This window comes from Lysobacter sp. CCNWLW3 (assembly GCF_036697405.1).
Lineage (GTDB): Bacteria > Pseudomonadota > Gammaproteobacteria > Xanthomonadales > Xanthomonadaceae > Lysobacter.
On sequence record NZ_JBAHWA010000002.1, the window covers coordinates 148702 to 168298 of the forward strand.

The window sequence follows — 19597 nt, forward strand, 5'->3', positions numbered from 1 at the left end:
GCATGTTGTGGGCCTGCATACTGCTGCCGCAGCTGGCGCTGGACGCCGTCCTGCGGCGTTTGCCTGATCCCGAGCCGCCGCTGGCCCTGGTCACCGGGCCGGCGCAGTTGCGCAGCCTGCATGCGGTCAATGCCAGCGCCGCCGAGGCCGGCCTGCGCGCGGGCATGCGCCTGACCGCCGCGCACGCCTTGCTGGCGGAATTTGCGATGGTGGAATACGAGCCGCAGGCCGAGGCGCGCTGGCAGCGTTTCCTGGCCGCCTGGGCCTACCGCCACAGCTCGCTGGTCAGCGCGCAATGGCCGGGCTGCATCGTGCTGGAAGTGCGCGCGAGTTTCCGTTTGCTGGGGCCGTGGCCGCGCCTCGAGGCGCGGCTGCGCGAGGAACTCACCGCCCTGGGTTTCAGCCATCGCATCGCCCTGGCGCCGACGCCGCGCGCGGCGCATGTGCTGGCGGGGCTGAACGACGGCCTGGCCCTGCCGCATCCGGGCGCGATGAGCGATTGCCTGGACCGCGTGCCGGTGCGGCGCGCGCGCCTGCCCGAGGGCGACGGCGAGCGCTTGCAGCGCATGGGCGTGCGCGATCTGCGCGCGCTGCGCGGCCTGCCGCGCGACAGCCTGCGCCGCCGTTTCGGCCTGGCGCTGCTGGAGCACCTGGACCGTCTGTACGGCCAGGCCGACGATCCCCTGAGCTACTACGCGCCGCCGGACCATTTCGACGCGCGCGTGGAACTGGGTTACGAAGTCGAAAGCCACATGGCGCTGCTGTTCCCGCTGCGGCGCCTGATCGGCGACCTGTGCACCTACCTGTCGATCCGCGACGGCGGTGTGCAGCGCTTCGTGCTGCGCCTGGAGCACGAAGGTGCGTACACCGATGTCGAGGTCGGCCTGCTGGCGTCCGAGCGCGAGCCGGCGATGCTGTTCGAACTCACCCGCAACCGCCTGGAGCGGGTGCAGATCGCGCAGCCGGTGGTGGCGCTGCGTCTGCTGGCGCGCGAACTGCCGCCGTTTGTGCCGGCCTCGCGCGATCTGTTCGACCTGCGCGCGCAACAGACCCAGCCCTGGCCGCAGCTGCGCGAACGTTTGCGCGCGCGCCTGGGCGACGAAGCGGTGTACCGGGTGACGCCGGCCGGCGATCCGCGCCCGGAGCGCGCCTGGCGCCGCGTGGACGGCGACGAGGCGCGCATCGGCAGCGCGCCCGCGCGTCCGCCGCGTCCGCTGTGGCTGCTGCCGCAGGCCACGCCCTTGCGCGATCCGCGGCCGCGCATCCTGTCCGGCCCGGAACGCCTGGAAAGCGGTTGGTGGGACGGCGCCGATGCGCGTCGCGACTACTACCTGATCGAAACCGGCCAGGGCCAGCGCGCCTGGGCCTACGCGCCGCCGGGCGAGCGCGAGGGCTGGATGCTGCACGGGTGGTTCGCATGAGCCGGGACGATGGCATGAACGGCGTCGACCGCGACACCCCCGGCGGGCGCCCGCCGCGCGCCTGGGAAGTCGCGCAGCGGCTGCGTCTGCAGGCGGCCAACGACGATGCCGACAGCGCCGACGATCTGCCCGCTTACGCCGAACTGCACTGCCTGTCGGACTTCTCCTTCCTGCGCGGCGCGTCCAGCGCCGAGGACCTGTTCGCGCGCGCGCTGCACTGCGGCTACGAGGCGCTGGCGATCACCGACGAATGTTCGCTGGCCGGGATCGTGCGCGCGTACGAGGCTTCGCGCGCGACCGGCCTGGCCCTGGTGGTGGGCAGCGAGTTCGTGCTGGCCTGCGGCATGAAGCTGGTGCTGCTGGTGGAAACCCAGGACGGCTACACCCAGCTGTGCCGGCTGATCACCCTGGCGCGCCGCGCCGCGCCGAAGGGCGCCTACCGCCTGACCCGGCAAGACCTGCAGCAGGTGCTGGGCGAAGCCGAGGCCGGCGTGTTCGCGCTGTGGTTGCCGGCGACCGCGCCGGATCCCGAGCAGGGCCATTGGCTGCGCGCCTTGCTCGGCCAGCGCGCGTTCCTGGCGGTGGAGCTGCGCCGCGAGGAAGACGATGCCGCGCGCTTGCAGGCTTTGCTGGCGTTGGCCGCGCAGCTGGACCTGGTGCCCCTGGCCAGCGGCGACGTGCACATGGACCTGCGCCGCCAGCGCGTGCTGCAGGACACCATGACCGCGATCCGCCACAACATGCCGCTGGCCGATTGCGGCGCGCAGCTGTTCCGCAACGGCGAGCGCCATCTGCGCACGCGCCGCGCCCTGGCCAACATCTATCCGCCCGAACTGCTGGCCGCGGCCGTGCGGCTCGCGCGCCGCTGCCGCTTCCGCATGGACCAGGTGCGCTACGACTATCCGGCCGAACTGGTGCCGGACGGGCATACGCCCAGCACCTGGCTGCGCGCGCTGACCGAGGCCGGCATGCGCCAGCGTTGGCCGGAGGGCGCACCGGCCTCGGTCGTGGCGCAGATCGACGGCGAGCTGGAACTGATCGCCGAGCTCAAGTACGAGGCCTTCTTCCTGACGGTGGAAGACATCGTCCGCTACGCGCGTTCCTTGAACATCCTCTGCCAGGGCCGCGGTTCCTCGGCCAACTCGGCGGTGTGCTACGCGCTGGGCATCACCGCGGTCAACCCGGCCGAGAGCCGCCTGCTGATGGCGCGCTTCCTGTCCAGGGAGCGCGGCGAACCGCCCGACATCGACGTCGACTTCGAGCACGAGCGACGCGAGGAAGTGCTGCAGTACGTGTACGCCAAGTACGGCCGCGAACGCGCGGCGCTGGCCGCGACGGTGATCCGCTACCGCGGCAAGAGCGCGGTGCGCGACGTGGCCAAGGCCTTCGGCCTGCCGCCGGACCAGGTCGCGCTGTTGGCCGAGTGCTACGGCTGGGGCAACGGCGAGGCGCCGATGCCCCAACGCCTGCGCGAGGCCGGTTTCGACCCGGATAATCCGCTGATCCGGCGCGTGCTGGCGCTGACTGCGCAGCTGCGCGGGCATCCGCGCCACCTCTCGCAGCACGTCGGCGGTTTCGTCATCAGCGATGCGCCGCTGAGCACGGTGGTGCCGGTGGAGAACGCGGCCATGGACGAGCGCACCATCATCCAATGGGACAAGGACGATCTGGAGACCATGAAGCTGCTCAAGGTCGACTGCCTGGCCTTGGGCATGCTGACCTGCATCCGCAAGGCCGTGGACCTGATCGAGCGGCATCGCGGTTATCGGCTGGACCCCGCGCTGCTGCCGCCGGGCGACGGGCCCACCTACGAACTGATCCAGGCCGCCGACACGGTCGGCGTGTTCCAGATCGAATCGCGCGCGCAGATGAGCATGCTGCCGCGCTTGAAGCCGCAGAATTTCTACGACCTGGTGGTGGAGGTCGCGATCGTCCGCCCCGGCCCCATCCAGGGCGGCATGGTGCATCCCTATCTGCGGCGCCGGCAGGGCAAGGAGCCGGTGGTGTATCCCTCGGCGGGCATCGAGGACATCCTGGGCAAGACCCTGGGCATTCCGCTGTTCCAGGAGCAGGTGATGGAGCTGGTGATCCACGCCGGCTATACGCCGGAGCAGGCCGACCACCTGCGCCGTTCGATGGCGGCCTGGGGCCGCGGCGGCGACATGGAGCCGCATCGCGAGCGCATCCGCGGCCTGATGGAGGGCAAGGGCTATTCCTCGGTCTTCATCGATCAGATCTTCGAGCAGATCAAGGGCTTCGGTTCCTACGGTTTCCCGCAGAGCCACGCGGCCTCGTTCGCCAAGCTGGTCTACATCAGCTGCTGGATGAAACGCCACGAGCCGGCGGCCTTCGCCTGCGCCCTGCTCAACGCCCAGCCGATGGGCTTCTATTCGCCCAGCGAGATCGTGCAGGACGCGCGGCGCGGACGCGGCGGGCGCAGCGGCGTGGAAGTGCGTCCAGTGGACGTGTGCCGCAGCGACTGGGACAACACCCTGGAGGGCGGCGGGCCGCGCGTCGGCGTGGACGACGGCGGGCAGGCGGCGCTGCGCCTGGGGCTGCGCCAGGTGAGCGGCCTGTCGGAAACGATGGCGCATGCGCTGGTCGCCGCGCGCGCGCAGGCGCCGTTCGCGGACGTGCGCGACCTGTGCCTGCGCGCCGGGCTGGACGAGAAGGCGCGCCACGCCCTGGCCGAGGCCGGCGCCTTGCAGAGCCTGGCCGGGCATCGCCACGCCGCGCGCTGGGCGGTGGCCGGGATCGAGCGCCAGCGCCCGCTGCTGCCGGACAGCCCGGACGAGGATCCGATCGAACTGCCCGCGCCGACCCAGGGCGAGGACGTGCTGTCCGACTACCGCGCCGTCGGCCTGAGCCTGCGCGCGCATCCGCTGGCCCTGCTGCGCAAGCATCTGCAGCGGCAGCGGGTGATGGACTCGCGCCAGTTGCGCGATCAGCCGCACGGGCGCGGCGTGCACGCGGCCGGCATCGTCACCCAGCGGCAACGCCCGGCCACCGCCGGCGGCACCATCTTCGTCACCCTCGAGGACGAGCACGGTTCGGTCAACGTAGTGGTGTGGCAGGACGTGGCGCTGCGTTCGCGCAAGGCCCTGCTTGGCGCGCGCCTGCTGGCGGTGCGCGGGCGCTGGGAACAGGTCGACGGCGTGCGCCATCTGATCGCGCGCGAACTGCGCGACCTCAGCCACCTGCTCGGCGAGCTGCAGACCAGTTCGCGCGATTTCCATTGAGGAACGTCCGCATGAAAGCGCTGTGCGCCCACGCCGACGACCTGTTCGCGCCCGACTGCCAGACCCTGGTGGACGACGCCGAGGGCGGCGTGCGCTATTGGCCCGGCTTCGTCGATGCCGCCACCGCCGACGCGTGGTTCCAGGCCCTGCATGCGCACGCCGCATGGACCCATCTGCAACGGCCGATGTACGAACGCATCGTCGACGTGCCGCGCCTGCTCGCCCACTACGCCACCGACGATCTGCCCGATCGCCTGCCGCTGGCGGAGATGCTGCGGCGGGTGCGCGCGCGGGTGCCGGCGCCGTACAACCGCATCGGCATGAACCTGTACCGCGACGGCCGCGACAGCGTGGCCATGCACCACGACAAGCTGCACACCCTGCTGCGCGGCCATCCCATCACCCTGGTCTCGCTGGGAGCGCCGCGGCGCATGCTGATCCGCGCCCAGCGCGGCCAGCGCGACACGATCGCGGTGGATCTGGCGCCGGGCAGCCTGCTGAGCATGAGCCACGCTTCCCAGCTCAGTCACGAACACGGCATCCCCAAGACCCGGCGCGCGCAGGGGCCGCGCATCAGCGTGGTGTTCCGGGTGCGGCCGCAGGCCTAGTGCGCCCATGCCGCCGTCGCCGCGCCTACGACGGCGCCGGCCCGTGTAGCATCGCGGACGCCGCGCCCATGGGCGCGTTCCTTCCGTAGCCGCATCGCCGTGTCCCGACTCCAACTGCTGGACCTGAGCATCGACCTGCAACGCCAACGCGTCGAACGCGAGGGCGTGGCGCTGGACGTGTCCGGCCTGAGCTTTCGCCTGTTCGCCTGCCTGCTCTCGCACGGCGACCGCGTGCTGGGCTTCGATCAACTGGCCAGCGAGGTCTGGGCGCCGGCCGTGGTCAGCGAGGAGACCATCACCCAGCGCATCAAGCTGCTGCGCCAGGCCCTGGGCGACGACAGCCGCGCGCCGCGCTACATCCGCTCGGTGCGCGGGCAGGGCTACCAGTTGTGCGCGCCGCCGCAGCCGCTGGCGGACGCCGAGCCCGCGCAGCAGGCGGTACCGCCACGGCGCGCGCGGCGCTGGCTGTGGGCGGGCGCCGCGGCCTTGGCCTTCGCGGCGATCGGCCTGTGCGCAGCGCTGTGGTGGCGATCGCAGGATGAGCGGCCGCGTTCGCCGCTGCTGGCGCGCGCCGCCTACTACGCCGGCATCGGCCAGGCCGACAACAACGAACGCGCGATCGCCCTCTATCAGCAGGCCCTGGCCGCCGACCCCGACGACCCGGCCGCGCTGCTGGGCCTGAGCCGTCTGTCCAGCGCGCGCACCTGTCTGTACAACGGCGGCCGCGACAACGCCGAGCGCGGCCTGCGCCTGGCCCGGCAACTGCTGCGTCGCGATACCGGCAGCGCGGCGGCCTGGAGCGCGTTGGGCTATGCGCACGATTGCCTGGGCGACCTCGGCCAGGCCGTGGCCGGCTACGAGCGCGCGCTGCGCCTGGATCCGGACGACGACAAAACCCGCGCCTCGCTGGCCTACCTGTATCAGGAGCAGGGCAAGGTCGCCGACGCCCTGCACGGCAACATGCAGCTGCGCGGCGATCCGGCACGGGTGCGTTTCCGCGACGTGCAGGTCGCGCGCGAGCTGGAACTGCTGGGCTTCGCCGAGGCCGCGCGCCGCCGCCATCAGGCCAACTTCCGCCTGTTCCCCGACAACGTGTTCTCCAACATCGCCTGGCCGCGCAGCCTGTTCGGCGCCGGCCGCTACGACGAGGCCGCCAGCGCCTTGAACGAGGCCCTGGCGCGCGGTACGCCGCACCCGGACCTGCACCTGCTGCAGGGCGAGCTGGCCCTGCAGCGCGGCGATCGCGCCGGCGCGCGTGCCGCGTTCGAGCAGGCGCGGCGCTTGCGTCCGCAGGGCTCGCTGGGAGTCACCCTGAGCGGGCTCTACGCCGAAACCGCGCCGAGCCCGCCATGGATCGCCGGGCGCATCGCCGAGCTGCGTCCGTCGTCGCCGCAGCCGGCGCCATGGCCCGGCGTGTATCTGGAACTGGCGTTGCTGGAGCTGGCGCGCCAGCGCCCGGCCGCGGCGGTCGCCGCGCTGGACGACGCGGTGGACGCGGGCTATCGCGACCGCGCCTACCTGCAGGCCTCGCCGCTGTGGCGCCCCCTGCATGGCGACCCGGGCTACGCGCGCGTGCTGGCGCGCATCGACGCCGATATCGCCGCCCAGCGCGCACGCGTGGTGTCGGCCGACTGGAAGCCGGCCGACCTGCCCTGAATCAGCGCAGCGCGGCCAGCAGCTCGCGGAAGATCTCGCGCGACTGGGTATGGCCGTTGCGCTGGTTGTAGGCGGTGCTGGTGATGGTCACCACCAATTGCCGCTCCGGCACCACCAGCACGTAGTTGCCGCCGTTGCCGGACATGGCCCAGGCGGCGACGTCGCGGCCGCCGACATCGAAGTGCATCCGCCACCACTGGTAGCCGTACTCGGACTCGTCGTTGGCCTGGGCCTGCACGCGGGTCATCTGCGCGATGTAGGCGGCCGAGATCACCTGCTTGCCTTGCCAGCGGCCCTGGTCGAGCACCAGCTGGCCAAACTTGGCTAGGTCGCGGGTGCGGTAGCGGGTGCCGCCGCCGCCCATGCCGATGCCCTCGGGCGAACGGTTCCATTGGCTGCGCGCTATGCCCAGCGGCTGCTCCAGCGCCTGCGCGGCGAACTCGGACAGCGGCTTGCCGGTCGCGCGTTCCACCACCGCGCCGAGGACGAAGGAGCCGGCCGTGCAATAGGCGAAGGCGCGCCCGTGCGGGCTGTCGGCCGGTTTGCGCATCCACGGGGCGAAGCCCTTCACCGGCAGGGCCAGGGCGAAGTCCAGCCAGCGTTCGGTCACGTACATGCGCTCCTCGTTGCCGCTGGAGAAGGGGTTCTCGTCGTCGCATTCCCACAGCGAGCTCATGCTCAGCAGGTCGGCCAGGGTGGTGGCGCGCAGGCGCGGGTCGACGCGGTGCGCGGCGGTGAACTCGGGGAAGCGGTCGTAGACCCGGTCCTGCACCCCGGGCAGCAGGCCGCGGTCGATGGCCGCGCCGACCAGCAGGGCGGTGACGCTCTTGGTCGCCGAGCGCACGTCGTGCAGGGTCTGGGCGTCGGCGCCGTTGAAGTAGCGCTCGTACACGGGTTGGCCGCGCTGGACCGCCATCACGCTGGTCAGCTGCTTGAGGCTGCCGTCGCCGAGGCGGGCGTCCAGCGCCCGCAGCGGTGCCGGCGCGAAGGCGCTGTCGCTGGGACGCGCCTGCGGCCAGCCGTCGTCGGCGGCGAACGCGGCCGGACTGGCCAGGGCGAGCAACAGCAAAAGGCGGTGCAGGGTCATGATCGGCTCTCATCGGTGGAAGGAGCCGCGATCACAGCGGCAAACCGGATGAAGTGCCTGATCGGCGAGTGAAGAATTCTGAAGTTGGGCCTGGAACGGGCCCTCGGGCCCGTTCCGCGGCGTTTGCGGGCCTCAGTCGGGCGGCGCGTGCCGGCGCGACGACACCGTGTCGGCGTCCTCCGGCTCGCGCAAGGGCAGCAGGTACATGCGCCACAGGCCCGGCTCGCTGGGGCCGATGCCGGTCTGCGCGACCGGGCCCTGGCTGTAGGTGCCGAACAGCCGGTCCCAGACGATCGCGTTGCAGGCGTAGTTGCTGTTGCTCTCCTCGAACACCAGCGAGTGATGGCGGCGGTGGTGTTCGCTGCCGGTGATCAGCCAGGACAGGCCGGGCGTATGCATGCGCAGGTTGGCGTGGGCCAGCACGGCGTTGACCATCAGCAGGACGCCGGCGGCCTGCACCGCGCGCTCGGGTGCGCCGGTGGCGGCCGCCAGCAGCACCAGCGGCAGGATCAGCAACACCACCTCGAACGGGTGGTTGGTGCCGACGTTGAGCGCGTGCAGGTTGTGGAAGCCGTGGTGGAAGCCGTGCCCGGTCAGCCGCCACAGCAGCGGCCAGCGATGGATGGCGCGGTGGATCCAGTAATAGATCAGGTCGGAAGCGAAGAACAGCAGCGCGACCTGCAGCGGCAAGGGCCAGGTGCCGGGCCAGAGCGCGCCGCCGGGGCCGGCGCGGAATCCGCTCAGGGCCGGGCCCAGCACGGCCTCGTATATCCCCAGCAGCAGCACGGACATCACCAGCGCCAGCGCGTACGCGCCGATCAGGCGCAGGCGCGCGCCCAGGCTCTGCCGCCACTCCGGCTTGGCCGGTAGCCAGGCTTCCAGGGCGCTGACCAGCAACAGGGCCGCGATCAGCACCAGCAGGGTCGCGGCCTCGCTGGGCAGCAGGCGCCACCACAGCAGCAAGGCGCCGGCCAGGATCGCCGGCTGCGCGCAGCGCTCCACCCAGGTCGCCAAGCGCGGATGGGACGCGGACGTGGATGGCGGCATGCATGACCTCCTGTCGGTATCGGCGACGCCTGCCATGTTTATAGGGCCGCTGGCGCGGGCGGTCCTGTGCCGGAAGACTCGATCCGATGCGCGGCGGCGCGCCAGGCGGCGCGCGCGTGGCGTTTTGGGTTCGCCTAGACTGGCGCCATGTGCCGCTTCGTCACCGCCACCGTTCCCGCCGAGGCCGACTTCGCCGCCCTGGAAGCGATCGCGCAGCGGCATGGGCGCCGCTTGCAGCCGATGTCGAACCCCAGCATCGAACGCCAGATCGGCCCCGGCCTGCGCTACTGCCTGACCACGCCGGGGCACTGCGACTGCGAGGAACCGCTGGGCCGCCGCAGACGCGCGCGCGTCGCGGACCCGGCCGAGGCCGCGCAGCGCCTGCGCCGCAAGGGCTGGAGCGAGGCCAAGATCGAGCGCGCATTGGCGCAGCGACAGGCCCCGCGCGAATCCGGCGCCGGCTCGAAGAGCCGGCCCTCGGCGCCGTGGCGGGCTTTCATCGCCGACATGCTGAGCGCGGCCGGCGCCGCCCGGTTCGGGCTGCTGCTGCACTACTACCACGCAGGCCTGGACGCCGACATCGCGCTGGCGGGGCGCGAAAGCCTGCCCTTGTCGGCGCTGACCATCGAACTGCTCGAAGACCTGCGCGAAGACGTGCTCTACGAATTCCGGCGCTGAGCCGTTCGCGCGAACGCGGCTGGCCTACACTCGCGCCTGATTCCCGCCGCGTGCGCTCGCAATGACCTCTACCGGTTTTCTGTCCGTCTTTGCCCCGTCCTTCGCCCTGGGCGGTCCCGTGTTGCTGGGTTTGTGGGGCGTCTTGCGCGGTCGCGCACAGCCGCGCGCGACCTCGCCGTCGCCGGCCTGGGACTGGAAGCTGATCCTGGCCTCGATGCTGCTGTACGCGCTGAGCTTCAGCCTGATCTTCTTCGTGCAGGAACTGTTCCTGGTCCTGCCCAAGGCGTTCACGCCGGGCCTGCGGCCGACCCTGTTCCACAACAATCACCACTGGGACGGCGACAACCCGCTGGCCAAGTTGTTCCAGGGCACCGGCGCGGTGGCGACGCTGCTGGTGGCCGCGGCCTGCGCGTACTGGCTGAAGCGCTGCCCGCCGCGTTCGGCGGCGTGGCGGCTGTTCGCGATCTGGATGGTTTTCCACGGTTGCTTCCAGGCCCTGCCGCAGTTCGTGGTCGGCGCGATCTTTCCCGGCAACGACGTCGGCATGGCGATGGAGTACCTGCAGTGGAGCGCGGCGATCAAGACCGTCGCCGCCCTGCTGGCGATGGCCGCGATCGTCTGGATCGCGCTGCGCCTGCTGCGGCCCTTGCTGAGCCTGGCCGCGCAGCCGGAACAGATCGCCACGCCGGGCCGGCGCGCCGGTTTCGTGTTCCGCATCGCGACCCTGCCCGGATTGCTGGCCTTGCCGCTGATCGTGGCGATGCGGGTGCCGGGCAGTCTGGACCAGGTCGCGATCGTGCCGGTGGCCGAGTACGTGATCGGTGTGTGGTGGATGCAGGCGGCAGCCTGGCTCGCGATTCCGGCGCGCGCCGGCGAGACCGCGTCGCCGCGGTCGATCGCGATTCCGCTGCTGGCCCTGATCGCCCTGGGCCTGGCGTTCCACCTGCTGCTGCGCCCGGGCGTCGCCTTTTACTGATCGACGGCCGGCGGACGCGCACGCGCCCGCCAGCCGCGAGGATCACTCGCCCGGATCCAGCGCCCATTGCAGTGCCGGCAGCGCGCTCAGGAACGAGGCGGCGTCGAAGGTCTGGCCCGGTGCGACCACGCCCATCGCGTGGGCGCGGCCGTCGAGTATCCGCACCACGGCCTCGACGATCAGCGGCGCGCTGACCGCGTAGATGTCGCGCCCCTGGGCGATGTCGCGGCGCGTGCGGCCCTGCCGATGCACGCGCACGTCGACGGCGTAACGCTGCGCCGAGCGCCCGCTGGCATCGGCGGCGCTGGGTGGCGGCGTGTCCGGATCGCGCACGTCCTGCACCGCGGTCATGTTCATGTACGAATCCACGCGCGCGCTGCGCACGTGGCGCGACAGCGTGGCGATCTCCGAGAACGGCAGGGCGATGCTCGGCTGCGTGCCGAACGGCTGCGGGAAATTCCACTCGCGCGTCGCCGGCGGCTGCGCCAGCGCAACCAGCTCGCCGCCCGCGATCACCAGGCGCGTGCGCTGATTGCGCTGGCCGGTGATGCGCGTGCCCGCGGTCGGATGCCAGCTGTCCAGCGCGACCGCGATTTCGATCGCGTCGGCCTCGGCCGTGTCCGCCCCGCCCGCGTCGGCGAGTACGGCGCTGACCAGCAGGTCGGCCAAGCCGCCGAAGAAGGCCATGGCCGGCGCCGCGACGATGCCGGCGGCGCGTGCGCGCTCGTCGTAGCGCTCGATCAGGTCCAGCACGGCGCCCTGTTCGGCGCACAGGTCCAGGTAAGGCAACCCCGCGCGCAGCGCCGCTTCCAGCACCGGCGCGGCGGTGTCGAGGAAGGGGCCGGCGCAGTTGATCACCGCGGCGGCGCCTTCCAGCATACGATCCAACTCGACCGGTGCCGCGATCGCGGCCTGGCGCCGCTCCAGGGCCGGGTAATCCGCGGCGAGTGCGGTCAGCTTGGCGGCGTCGCGCCCGCACAGGCGCGGCACCAGGCCGCGCCGCAGCAACTCGGCGATCACGAAGCGGCCGGTGTGGCCATAGGCACCGTAGACGGCGATGGTATGCATCAGCGACAGCTCCGTGAGGCGAGGATGGGGACGAGACGGTGGCGACGGCTCATGCCGTGGCCGCCTGCGCGTTGGCGCCTTCGTGCGAATGCGCCCGCCAATGCGCGCGCAGCTCGCGATTGAAGTCCTGCCAGCGTTCTTCGGGGAAGAAGATGCGCGCGCCTTCGAACTCGACCCGCCGCGTGGTGCCGGGAATGGTCTGCTGCAGCCAGAACGACCACGACAGCGGGAAATACACGTCGTCGCTGCCCCAGGCGATCAGGGTCGGCGCCTGCAGCCGGCGCAGGCCGTCCTCGATCGCCAGGGTGTGGCGGCAGTCGAAGGCGTTGACGAAGCCTTCCAACTGGCCCAGGCGGGACGGTTCCAGCAGCGGCCGCAGGTAGGTGTCGATAGTGGCGTCGTCGACCTGCTCCGGCCGCTCGTAGGCCGGCGCCAGCGCCGCGCGGAACACCGACTTGTCGGCCAGCATGGCGCGCAGGGTGTCGCCCAGGCCGCCGGCGGCGACCATCGCGACGAAAGGCTTGAAGGCTTCCGGCGGCCAGTTGTCGTGGGCGTCGCAATTGCTCAGCGCCAGGCTGCGGATGCGCTGCGGGTAGAGCGCGGCGAAGATCTGGCAGATGCCGCCGCCGCTGTCGTTGCCGACCAGGTCGACGCGCTCGATGCCCAGCGCATCCAGGAACTGCGCCAGCATGTGCGCGTTGGCGGTGACCGACATGTCCTGGCCGTCGCCGGCCTCGGTGTAGCCGTGGCCGAGCAGGTCCGGCGCGATGCAGCGACGGCTGTCGCCGAGTTCGGCGAGCTGATGCCGCCACAGATAGCCGTTGAGCAGCACGCCGTGCACGAACAAGGCCACCGGACCCTGGCCGCGTTCGACGTAGCTGATCCGGCCCGAGGGCGTGGCGACCGTGCGGCGGTCGGCGAAATAGGGCTCGCCGCCGCTCATGGCCGCAGCTCCGCTTCGCGCAGCTTCTGCGCGCATTCGTCGCAGCAGACTTCGACGGCGCGGCCGCCGATCCTGACCTGGATGGCGTGTTCGTCCAGCTCGCAATCGCAAGCGGCACAGGTGTTCTCGTTCATGACTGGTTCCAAAGGGCGCCCCGGTTCGGGCAGGCTCAGGAGACCATCGCGGCGGCGGCGCCGCTGTCGGATTCTTTAGTCGTTTGCTCAGGCGCTCTTGGCCTGCGCGGAGCGCCGGAACGCGGTGGGCGTGCGGCCGTAGGCCTGCTTGAACGCGGCGGTGAAGTGGCTGTGGCTGGAGAAACCCAGGTCCAGGGCCAGCGCCGACATGTCCGGGCTGTGCGGGATCAGGTCCAGCGCGCGCGCCAGGCGCAGGCGCAGTTGATAGCGATAGAGCGGCAGGCCCTCGACCTGCTGGAAGGCCTGGGTCAGGTAGACCGCCGAGCCGCCGATCTCGGCCGCGATCTCCTCCAGGGTCCAGCGCCGGCTCAGGTCCGCGCCCAGCAGCACCTTGACCCGGTCCACCAACCGGCGCCGCGCGTGCGTGGCCGCGGTGACGTGGCTGGTGCGCGGCCCCAGGCTGCGGCAGACCAGGGTCAGGGCCAGGCTCTCGGCCTCCAACGCTTCGATGCGGCCCAGCTGCAGGTTGTGCCGCAGCAGCGCGACCAGCGCCTGCGCGCGCGCGTCGATGCGCAGCGATTGCAGACGGAAGCCCAATTGATCGCGCTTTTGCAGCAACTCCGCCGGCGCCAGTTCGCGCAGCAGCGGTTCGGAGATCGCCAGCACCAGGCTGGCGTCGCCGCCGCTGACCGGATGGCTGACCTGATAGGCCTCGCCGGCGTTGAACAGCAGGGCGTGGTTGGCGTCGGCGACCGATTGGTCCTGGCCGACGTGGCGCAGGTAGAGGCCGCGATAGGGGAACACCAGATGGGTCGAGGATGCGCATTCCTCGTTGCTGCGATGACGGCATTGGCCGCCGCACAGCACGTTGCGCACCGCGACGGTGCCGCTGTCGAACAAGCGGGCGACTGCGAAATCCGACATCGTGTGCTGCGACCGGTCCGGAGCGTTCGCCGTCGATGATAGGCAGGCGCGGCCATGGCTACCATGACCTCGCAGGTCATGGCGAACCGGCGCCGGGGCTCAGTTTTCGGCCAGGAACCGCGCCGGCATGCGCTCGTAGTAGGGGAACAGCTTGAAGTAGGGACGCGCCTCGGCCAGCACGCGCGCGTACGAGGGGCGCTGCAGCAGGCGTTCGAAGTAGGCGCTCAGCTGCGGGTGGCCCTCGCCGAACGGGGTCACGATGCCGGCATAGAACAGCGCCGGCGCGGCCGCGCAATCGGCCAGACCGAAATTGTCGCCGGCGGCCCAGACCCGGCCGCTCATGCGGCGCTCGATCATGCCGTAGGCGATGGCCAGGCTGTCGTGGGCGTCGCTCACGCCGCGCGGATCCTGTTCGCCGGGGCCGCGCAGGCGGTCCAGCACGATCTTCTGCATCGGCGCGCTGACGTAGAGATCGAAGAACCGGTCCCACAGGCGCGCGTCGAGGCGGGCGTCCGGATCGGCCGCCAGCAGCGGCTGCGCGCCGGGATAGTGGCGGTCCAGGTACTCGATGATGATGCTGGTTTCCGGCACCGTCGCGTCGCGCGCTTCGTCGCGCAGCACCGGCATCTTGCCGACCGGCCACAGGTCGAGGAAGCGGCTGTGCTCGTCGGCGGCGGCGCGTTCGATCAGGCGCGGCTCGAACGCGGTGCCGTTCTCGTACAGCGCGATCAGGACCTTGTGGCAGAACGAAGCCAGGGGGTGCTGGTAGAGCACGAGCGCCATCGAGGCCTCCTCGATCGGGTCGGAGCCTCAGGTTAGCCGGACGGCGGCCGCGACGCAGCCAGGGCCGGCGTAGCTCAACCGGCCAGCGCCGCGCCTTCGACGCCGGCGGCGGTCGCCGCGGCCGGCTGCGCGCGTTCGACCTGGGCGGCCAATATCGCCATCAGCGCCTCGCGCAGGGCCTGGGCGTGGTCGGGCTCGATGCAGCGTTCGTCGCCCATGCAATAGAAGCGGATCTGGCCGTGCAGGGCGTACACCAGCAGGCCCAGGGCACGCACCGAATGCGAGTGCACGTACAGGCGGAAGTCCTCGAGGCGGAACGGCGCCGCCTCGTCGACCAGATCGAGCTGGCCTAGATTGGACAGGGTGATGCGGTTCCAACTGCCCTTCAGGCCCAGCGCATTGCCGAAGCGGATCAGCGCGTTCAACTGCGCGGGCCTGGGCGCGGGGATCGAGTCGCAGAAGTGGTAGCGGCTGGGAATGTCGCGGGTCTCGCGTTCGATCTGTTCCTGCATCGAGCGATGGGCCTGGCGCGCGCGCTCCCAGTAATCCAGGCCGGCGTCCTGTCCGGTGCGGAACTTCAGGCCGCCGCCGCCGTAGAACAGACGATCGTCGGCCAGCGCCGGCACGCGTCCGCGCCGGCCGTCCATCGGGCTTTCGATCCAGGCCGGCACCTGTTCGCGGCCCAGGGCGGCGAGCAGGGCGTCGTCGAGCGCGACCAGCAGGGCCGCGTGCACCGACACGCCCTCGCGCTTGCAGCGCTGCCGCAAGGCGCTCGACAGCACCGGGCCGGCGCTCCATTCCAGGTGATGCTCGCGATTTCGCGGCGGCGCCAACGGCGGTAGCATGCGCAGCGCCAGGCCGATCAGGCGCGCGATCCAGCGCCGCCGGCGCGGATGCTCGGGCCGGTAGTCGCCGACGATGTCGGCGGCGGTCAGCGCCGCATAGGGTCGCAGCGGGGTGTCGTCGTAGAGCGCGCGCAGCGTTTCCCGGGCCACGATCAGCAGGCTCATGCCGTCGCAGATGCGGTGCGATGCCACGAACAGCAGCTCGCTGCGGCCGGCGCCGCGCAGCCAGACCAGGCGCAACTGGGCCTGGCCCTCGGCGAACGGCGTTGCCAGTTCGGCATCGGCTTCGCGCCGGTAATCGCCGCCGCCGCGCAGGGGCAGCACGCGCAGCGGGATCGGGCCGGCGCTGTCGTCGACGTAGCGGACGCTGCCGGCCTGCGTGCGCAGGGTCGCGCGCAGGGCCGGGTGCTTGGCCTGCACGCGCGCGAGCGCCGCGCGCAGGCGGGCCTCGTCGATCTCGCCTTCCAACCGGATCGCATAGACGATGCAGCCGTCGATCAGGTGTTCGATCGTGGACAGCGCACGGCTCATGTGGCGTCTCCCGGTGCCGACGCCGGCTTGGCGCGAGCCGGTGCGCTGGCGCCGCGCGCCGCGCGGGTGCAATAGGCGTGGATGCGCGGATGCAGGCGTTCGAAGGTGCCCAGGCGGCCGCGCCGGCCGTCCCAATAGCCGCAGGCGATGGCGGTGAGCTTGCGCAGCTTGTCCGGCTCGAACAGCGCCACGCACAGCCCCTGATGCAGGGCCAGCGCGCCGCTCAGCCAATGCAGACCCCAATGCGCCTTGTACAGGCGCAGGCAATGCACCGCGTTGCGCGCGCCGTAGTAACGGCGCCAGGCCACGTGGTGGGTGGTGTAGAGCTTGCCGTGGCGGCGGATGTGGCCGGTGGTCTGCTGCATGGTCACGTCGGCGTTCACGTACACCGGCACGTCCTGGCTGGATGCGCGCAGGCCGTATTCGATGTCGATGTACTCGATGAAATAGTCCTCGCGGAAGGCGCCGAGCTTGCGATAGGCCTGGGCCGAGATCGCCGAGCCGGAGGAGATCACGAACAGGGTCGGGAACAGGCCGTGCTCGCGTTCGGTCATGCGCAGCGGCCGCGGGAAGCGCCGGCCCGGCGGGAAGGTCGGCATGCACTTGCGCAGGTTGATCTCGTACACGCGCGGGCCGAGCACGAAGCTGTCGCCGCCGACCGCCGCGCAGGCCTGCATCATGGCCGCGAAGAACGAGGCCTCGATCTTGGAGTCCTGGTCGAGCAGGAAGATCACCTCGCAGCCGCGCGCCAGCAGCACCTCGGCGCCGCGGTTGTAGGCACCGGCCAGGCCACCGCGGTTGCGGTTGACCAGTACGTCGATGCGCTCCTCATGCAGGGCCGCGTGCAGGGCCGCGTCGGGCTCGGGCGTATTGTCGACCGCGACCAGGTCGGTGCAGATCGCGCGCGCGCGGCGCAGGTTGTCGACGAACTCGGCGTCGGGCTGGTAGAGCACGAAGATCAGGCCATAGCGGTTCATGCGGCAGGCACCGATGCGGCGGGGGCGGAAGCGGGAGCGGGTTCGCCCTGGGCCTGCGCTTGCGGCGCGGTCAGCGCCAGCAGCAGGTCCATCGCGCGCTCGCGGATGTCCTGCGCCTGCGCGCGCGGCAGCGATTCCTCGTCGGAGGCGAGCGCGAAATCGTAGCGGCCGGCGTAGCGCGATATCACCAGCTGGTGCGCGGGCGTGGCGCCGACCACCCCGGAAATGCCGCGCACCGCGCGCAGACGGAAGCCGCGGTAGTCCTGGGCCAGCGCCAGGCGGCCGAGATTGCTGAGGGTGAGCTGGCGGCCCTCGCGGCGCGAACGGCCGTACACGACCATGCGCTCGAACACGCCGTGCAGGCGCTCCAGGCCGAGATAGTTGCGGTAGACCTTGGCCGGCAGGACTTCGATCCTGGACTGCAGATCGGCCTGCAGCGCACGCGCGTGCGCCCAGAACTCGGCCGGCGCGCCGGTGCCTGCATCGGTCTTGCCCGGACGCAGCTCGACCGTCGGCGCGATCCCGAACAGGTCGCCGTCGCTCAGGGTGGGCAGCAGGCTGCGCATGTCCACCGGCGCGACGAAGCGCTGGATCCGCTGTGGGCCGCAGACCGCGCGGAACGCGAGCACGAAGGCCAGGCTGATGGCGACGTAGGCGCTCACGCGCTGCGCCCGGCAATGCTCGGACAAACGCCGGGTGGCGGCCTCGTCCAGCGTCCACAGCTCGCGGTAGACCGCGCCGTAGCGCTGCGCCGGGCGATCGCGCACGAACAGGCGCAGGGCCAGGGCCAGCGCGGCCGCGCGCCAGCGGATGCTGCGCTGCAGGCCGCGGTCGGCGCGCACCGCGGCCGGCAGCAGTTCGGCGAAGCCGGCCAGGCGGTGGCGGGCTTCGACCGCGCGTTCGGGGTCGTCGCAGTCGTGCAGCAACTCGCCCAGCAGGTGGGTCAGCGCGCGGCCGTCGCAGATCGCGTGGTGACAGACCAGCACCAGCTCGCTGTGGCGATCGCAGCGCAGCCAGAGCAGGCGCGCCAGCGGCTCGCGCCTGCCGTCGAAGCAGCGCAGCAGCTCGCGCGCCGACAGCGCGATCCAGTCGTCCTCGCCCTGGCGATCGAGGATGCGCAGGGCGATCGGCGGCGGGCGCTCTTGCAGCTCGAACCAGGGTCGGCCCTCGCGCTCGACGATCAGGCAGCGCAGCAGGGGATGGCGCGCCTGCGCCTGGACCAGAGCGCGCTGCAAGGCGGCCGCGTCGATCCGGCCCTCGATGCAGGCGGTGACGGCGACGTTTCCGGGCAGCGCGCCGTCGCCGTACAGGGCACGCTCGAACAGGCTCAGCGGACGGGCCGAAGCGGCGCTCATGCCACGCTCCACAGATGCGGCTTGTGCGGCGCCAGCGGTTCGGCGACCGCTTCGACCAGGCCCCAGGCGCGCAGCTGCGCCAGCGCATTGCCGATGCCGTCTTCGGCGCGCACCGTGCGCCCCAGTTCCGCGGCCGCCTGCCGCATCGATGGTGTCTGGGTGGCGGCGATGGCCGCGGCCAATTGCGCGGCGTCCAGGCCCTTGCGCCGCACGGCCGGTGGCGCGACGCCGCGCGCTTGCAGGCAGCGCGCCCAGAACGGCTGGTCGCCGTAGAACGGCACCACCACCGAGGGAATGCCGGCGCGCACCGCGGCCGCGGTGGTGCCGGCGCCGCCGTGGTGCACGGCCGCGCACATGTGCGGGAACAAGGCGTCGTGCGGCGCCTGGCGCAGGAAATAGATGCGCTCGTCGCGCGCACCGTCGGCGCCGTCCAGGCCGCCCCAGCCGGTCGCGAGCACCGCGCGCAGGCCGCTGCGTTCGATCGCGTCCAGGACGGTGCGGGTGAACGCGACCGCGTCGGCGTTGACCATGCTGCCGAAGCCGACGTAGATCGGCTTGTCGCCGGCGGCGAGGAAGCGCCGCAGCGCTTCGTCGGGCTGCCATGCGGTGTCCTGCGCGAACCAGTAGCCGGTGACCTGCGAGCTGTCCGGCCAATCCGCCGGACGCGGCAGCAGGCTGGGGCTGTAGCCGTTGAGGGTCTTCTCGCGTTGCGCGTTGCGGCCCAGGTGCGGACCGTGCCAGGGATACAGCGGCAGGCCCAGCTGCGGCCGCACGATGTCGTTGATCGCCGGCTTCATCACATACCAGACCAGCAGGTGGATCAGCCGATACAGCGCCAGACTGAGTGCGCCCGGCAGGCGCTCGCGGCCGCCGGCCATCACCATCGGCGGCAGGATGCGCGAGGGCGTCAGCGGCTGCAGGCGCGCGATCGCGAACGGCAGGCCGCGCGCCTCGGACATGGCCTTGGCGAGCTGGATCGCGTTGCTGACCCCGATCAGCAGGCCGGCGCCCTCGCTGGCGGCCAGACCCTCGACCGTCCAGTGCTGCGCCCACTGCGCATAGCGTTCGCGGAAGGTGCGCGCCATCGCGTACAGGTTGAGGCCGCGGTCGGCGATGCCGCGATCGGCGGCCAGCATGGCCTGGAAGTCCGCGGTCAGCGGGTAATGGTCCAGCCCGGCCTCGCGCACCAGCGGGGCGAAGTTGGCGCTGGTGACGATGCGCACGGGATAGCCCGCGCGCCGCAATCCCTGGCCCAGGGCGACGCAGGGCAGCACGTCGCCCAGCGTGCCGATGGTGAAGATCGCGATCGGCCGGAGGGCGCTCAT

Annotated in this window: 17 protein-coding genes; 6 read left to right on the top strand and 11 right to left on the bottom strand. The window is 71.7% G+C overall.

Going from position 1 to position 19597, the window contains the following annotated elements; all coding sequences use genetic code 11:
* Nucleotides 1-2 precede the first annotated feature (2 nt).
* From V1318_RS05855 to V1318_RS05870, 4 genes are all read left to right on the top strand, one after another.
* Entirely contained in the window at nucleotides 3-1421 is a 1419-nt protein-coding gene (locus V1318_RS05855) for a DNA polymerase Y family protein (RefSeq protein ID WP_332938558.1), read from the top strand.
* Entirely contained in the window at nucleotides 1418-4660 is a 3243-nt protein-coding gene (locus tag V1318_RS05860) for an error-prone DNA polymerase (protein WP_332938559.1), read from the top strand. The genes V1318_RS05855 and V1318_RS05860 overlap by 4 nt, the downstream gene beginning before the upstream one ends.
* An 11-nt stretch (nucleotides 4661-4671) precedes the next feature.
* Entirely contained in the window at nucleotides 4672-5268 is a 597-nt protein-coding gene (locus V1318_RS05865) for an alpha-ketoglutarate-dependent dioxygenase AlkB (protein ID WP_332938561.1), read from the top strand.
* A gap of 99 nt (nucleotides 5269-5367) precedes the next feature.
* Nucleotides 5368-6924, top strand: a complete 1557-nt coding sequence (locus tag V1318_RS05870; protein ID WP_332938563.1) for a tetratricopeptide repeat protein — start codon at nucleotides 5368-5370, stop codon at nucleotides 6922-6924.
* A gap of 1 nt (nucleotide 6925) precedes the next feature.
* Here V1318_RS05870 and V1318_RS05875 read toward each other — a convergent pair whose 3' ends face one another.
* Together V1318_RS05875 and V1318_RS05880 are read right to left on the bottom strand one after the other, a co-directional pair.
* On the bottom strand, nucleotides 6926-7840 hold the full coding sequence (locus V1318_RS05875; RefSeq protein ID WP_332939008.1) for a serine hydrolase: 915 nt from the start codon (nucleotides 7838-7840) through the stop codon (nucleotides 6926-6928).
* A 303-nt stretch (nucleotides 7841-8143) separates the two neighbouring features.
* On the bottom strand, nucleotides 8144-9058 hold the full coding sequence (locus tag V1318_RS05880; protein WP_332938565.1) for a sterol desaturase family protein: 915 nt from the start codon (nucleotides 9056-9058) through the stop codon (nucleotides 8144-8146).
* A 147-nt stretch (nucleotides 9059-9205) separates the two neighbouring features.
* Between V1318_RS05880 and V1318_RS05885 the strand changes: the two genes are divergently transcribed.
* A complete protein-coding gene (locus V1318_RS05885; protein ID WP_332938567.1) occupies nucleotides 9206-9736 on the top strand; it encodes a hypothetical protein in 531 nt (176 codons plus the stop codon).
* Between the two features lie 61 nt (nucleotides 9737-9797).
* A complete protein-coding gene (locus tag V1318_RS05890) occupies nucleotides 9798-10712 on the top strand; it encodes a hypothetical protein (RefSeq protein WP_332938569.1) in 915 nt (304 codons plus the stop codon).
* 42 nt (nucleotides 10713-10754) lie between these two features.
* Here V1318_RS05890 and V1318_RS05895 read toward each other — a convergent pair whose 3' ends face one another.
* The 9 genes from V1318_RS05895 to V1318_RS05935 all read right to left on the bottom strand — a co-directional run bounded on the left by V1318_RS05895 (nucleotide 10755) and on the right by V1318_RS05935 (nucleotide 19597).
* Nucleotides 10755-11780: a saccharopine dehydrogenase NADP-binding domain-containing protein gene (locus V1318_RS05895; RefSeq protein WP_332938570.1), complete on the bottom strand. Its 1026-nt coding sequence runs from the start codon at nucleotides 11778-11780 to the stop codon at nucleotides 10755-10757.
* Nucleotides 11781-11829: 49 nt separating this feature from the next.
* The gene (locus V1318_RS05900; protein ID WP_332938571.1) at nucleotides 11830-12723 is read right to left on the bottom strand and encodes an alpha/beta hydrolase; all 894 of its coding nucleotides are present in this window, start codon (nucleotides 12721-12723) and stop codon (nucleotides 11830-11832) included.
* Entirely contained in the window at nucleotides 12720-12857 is a 138-nt protein-coding gene (locus V1318_RS05905) for a hypothetical protein (protein WP_332938573.1), read from the bottom strand. The genes V1318_RS05900 and V1318_RS05905 overlap by 4 nt, the downstream gene beginning before the upstream one ends.
* A gap of 87 nt (nucleotides 12858-12944) precedes the next feature.
* The gene (locus V1318_RS05910) at nucleotides 12945-13781 is read right to left on the bottom strand and encodes an AraC family transcriptional regulator (protein ID WP_332938574.1); all 837 of its coding nucleotides are present in this window, start codon (nucleotides 13779-13781) and stop codon (nucleotides 12945-12947) included.
* 99 nt (nucleotides 13782-13880) lie between these two features.
* A complete protein-coding gene (locus tag V1318_RS05915) occupies nucleotides 13881-14564 on the bottom strand; it encodes a glutathione S-transferase family protein (RefSeq protein WP_332938575.1) in 684 nt (227 codons plus the stop codon).
* 74 nt (nucleotides 14565-14638) lie between these two features.
* Nucleotides 14639-15940 carry a condensation domain-containing protein gene (locus V1318_RS05920; RefSeq protein ID WP_332938577.1) on the bottom strand — a complete coding sequence of 434 codons (1302 nt, stop codon included), beginning with the start codon at nucleotides 15938-15940 and terminating at the stop codon, nucleotides 14639-14641.
* Complete coding sequence (locus V1318_RS05925; RefSeq protein ID WP_332938578.1) at nucleotides 15937-16917, bottom strand: glycosyltransferase; 981 nt, start codon at nucleotides 16915-16917, stop codon at nucleotides 15937-15939. The genes V1318_RS05920 and V1318_RS05925 overlap by 4 nt, the downstream gene beginning before the upstream one ends.
* The gene (locus V1318_RS05930; protein ID WP_332938579.1) at nucleotides 16914-18272 is read right to left on the bottom strand and encodes a condensation domain-containing protein; all 1359 of its coding nucleotides are present in this window, start codon (nucleotides 18270-18272) and stop codon (nucleotides 16914-16916) included. The genes V1318_RS05925 and V1318_RS05930 overlap by 4 nt, the downstream gene beginning before the upstream one ends.
* The gene (locus V1318_RS05935) at nucleotides 18269-19597 is read right to left on the bottom strand and encodes a glycosyltransferase (protein WP_332938581.1); all 1329 of its coding nucleotides are present in this window, start codon (nucleotides 19595-19597) and stop codon (nucleotides 18269-18271) included. Before V1318_RS05935 ends, V1318_RS05930 begins: the two co-directional genes overlap by 4 nt.

Excerpts from the sequence above, each read along its gene's own strand:
- V1318_RS05860 (WP_332938559.1), top strand. The coding sequence starts at position 1,418 with ATGAGCCGGGACGATGGCATGAACGGCGTCGACCGCGACACCCCCGGC.
- V1318_RS05905 (WP_332938573.1), bottom strand. The coding sequence starts at position 12,857 with ATGAACGAGAACACCTGTGCCGCTTGCGATTGCGAGCTGGACGAACAC.
- V1318_RS05910 (WP_332938574.1), bottom strand. The coding sequence starts at position 13,781 with ATGTCGGATTTCGCAGTCGCCCGCTTGTTCGACAGCGGCACCGTCGCG.
- V1318_RS05915 (WP_332938575.1), bottom strand. The coding sequence starts at position 14,564 with ATGGCGCTCGTGCTCTACCAGCACCCCCTGGCTTCGTTCTGCCACAAG.
- V1318_RS05890 (WP_332938569.1), top strand. The coding sequence starts at position 9,798 with ATGACCTCTACCGGTTTTCTGTCCGTCTTTGCCCCGTCCTTCGCCCTG.
- V1318_RS05875 (WP_332939008.1), bottom strand. The coding sequence starts at position 7,840 with ATGGCGGTCCAGCGCGGCCAACCCGTGTACGAGCGCTACTTCAACGGC.
- V1318_RS05925 (WP_332938578.1), bottom strand. The coding sequence starts at position 16,917 with ATGAACCGCTATGGCCTGATCTTCGTGCTCTACCAGCCCGACGCCGAG.
- V1318_RS05895 (WP_332938570.1), bottom strand. The coding sequence starts at position 11,780 with ATGCATACCATCGCCGTCTACGGTGCCTATGGCCACACCGGCCGCTTC.
- V1318_RS05930 (WP_332938579.1), bottom strand. The coding sequence starts at position 18,272 with ATGAGCGCCGCTTCGGCCCGTCCGCTGAGCCTGTTCGAGCGTGCCCTG.
- V1318_RS05920 (WP_332938577.1), bottom strand. The coding sequence starts at position 15,940 with ATGAGCCGTGCGCTGTCCACGATCGAACACCTGATCGACGGCTGCATC.
- V1318_RS05900 (WP_332938571.1), bottom strand. The coding sequence starts at position 12,723 with ATGAGCGGCGGCGAGCCCTATTTCGCCGACCGCCGCACGGTCGCCACG.
- V1318_RS05885 (WP_332938567.1), top strand. The coding sequence starts at position 9,206 with ATGTGCCGCTTCGTCACCGCCACCGTTCCCGCCGAGGCCGACTTCGCC.
- V1318_RS05865 (WP_332938561.1), top strand. The coding sequence starts at position 4,672 with ATGAAAGCGCTGTGCGCCCACGCCGACGACCTGTTCGCGCCCGACTGC.
- V1318_RS05855 (WP_332938558.1), top strand. The coding sequence starts at position 3 with ATGTTGTGGGCCTGCATACTGCTGCCGCAGCTGGCGCTGGACGCCGTC.
- V1318_RS05880 (WP_332938565.1), bottom strand. The coding sequence starts at position 9,058 with ATGCCGCCATCCACGTCCGCGTCCCATCCGCGCTTGGCGACCTGGGTG.
- V1318_RS05935 (WP_332938581.1), bottom strand. The coding sequence starts at position 19,597 with ATGAGCGCCCTCCGGCCGATCGCGATCTTCACCATCGGCACGCTGGGC.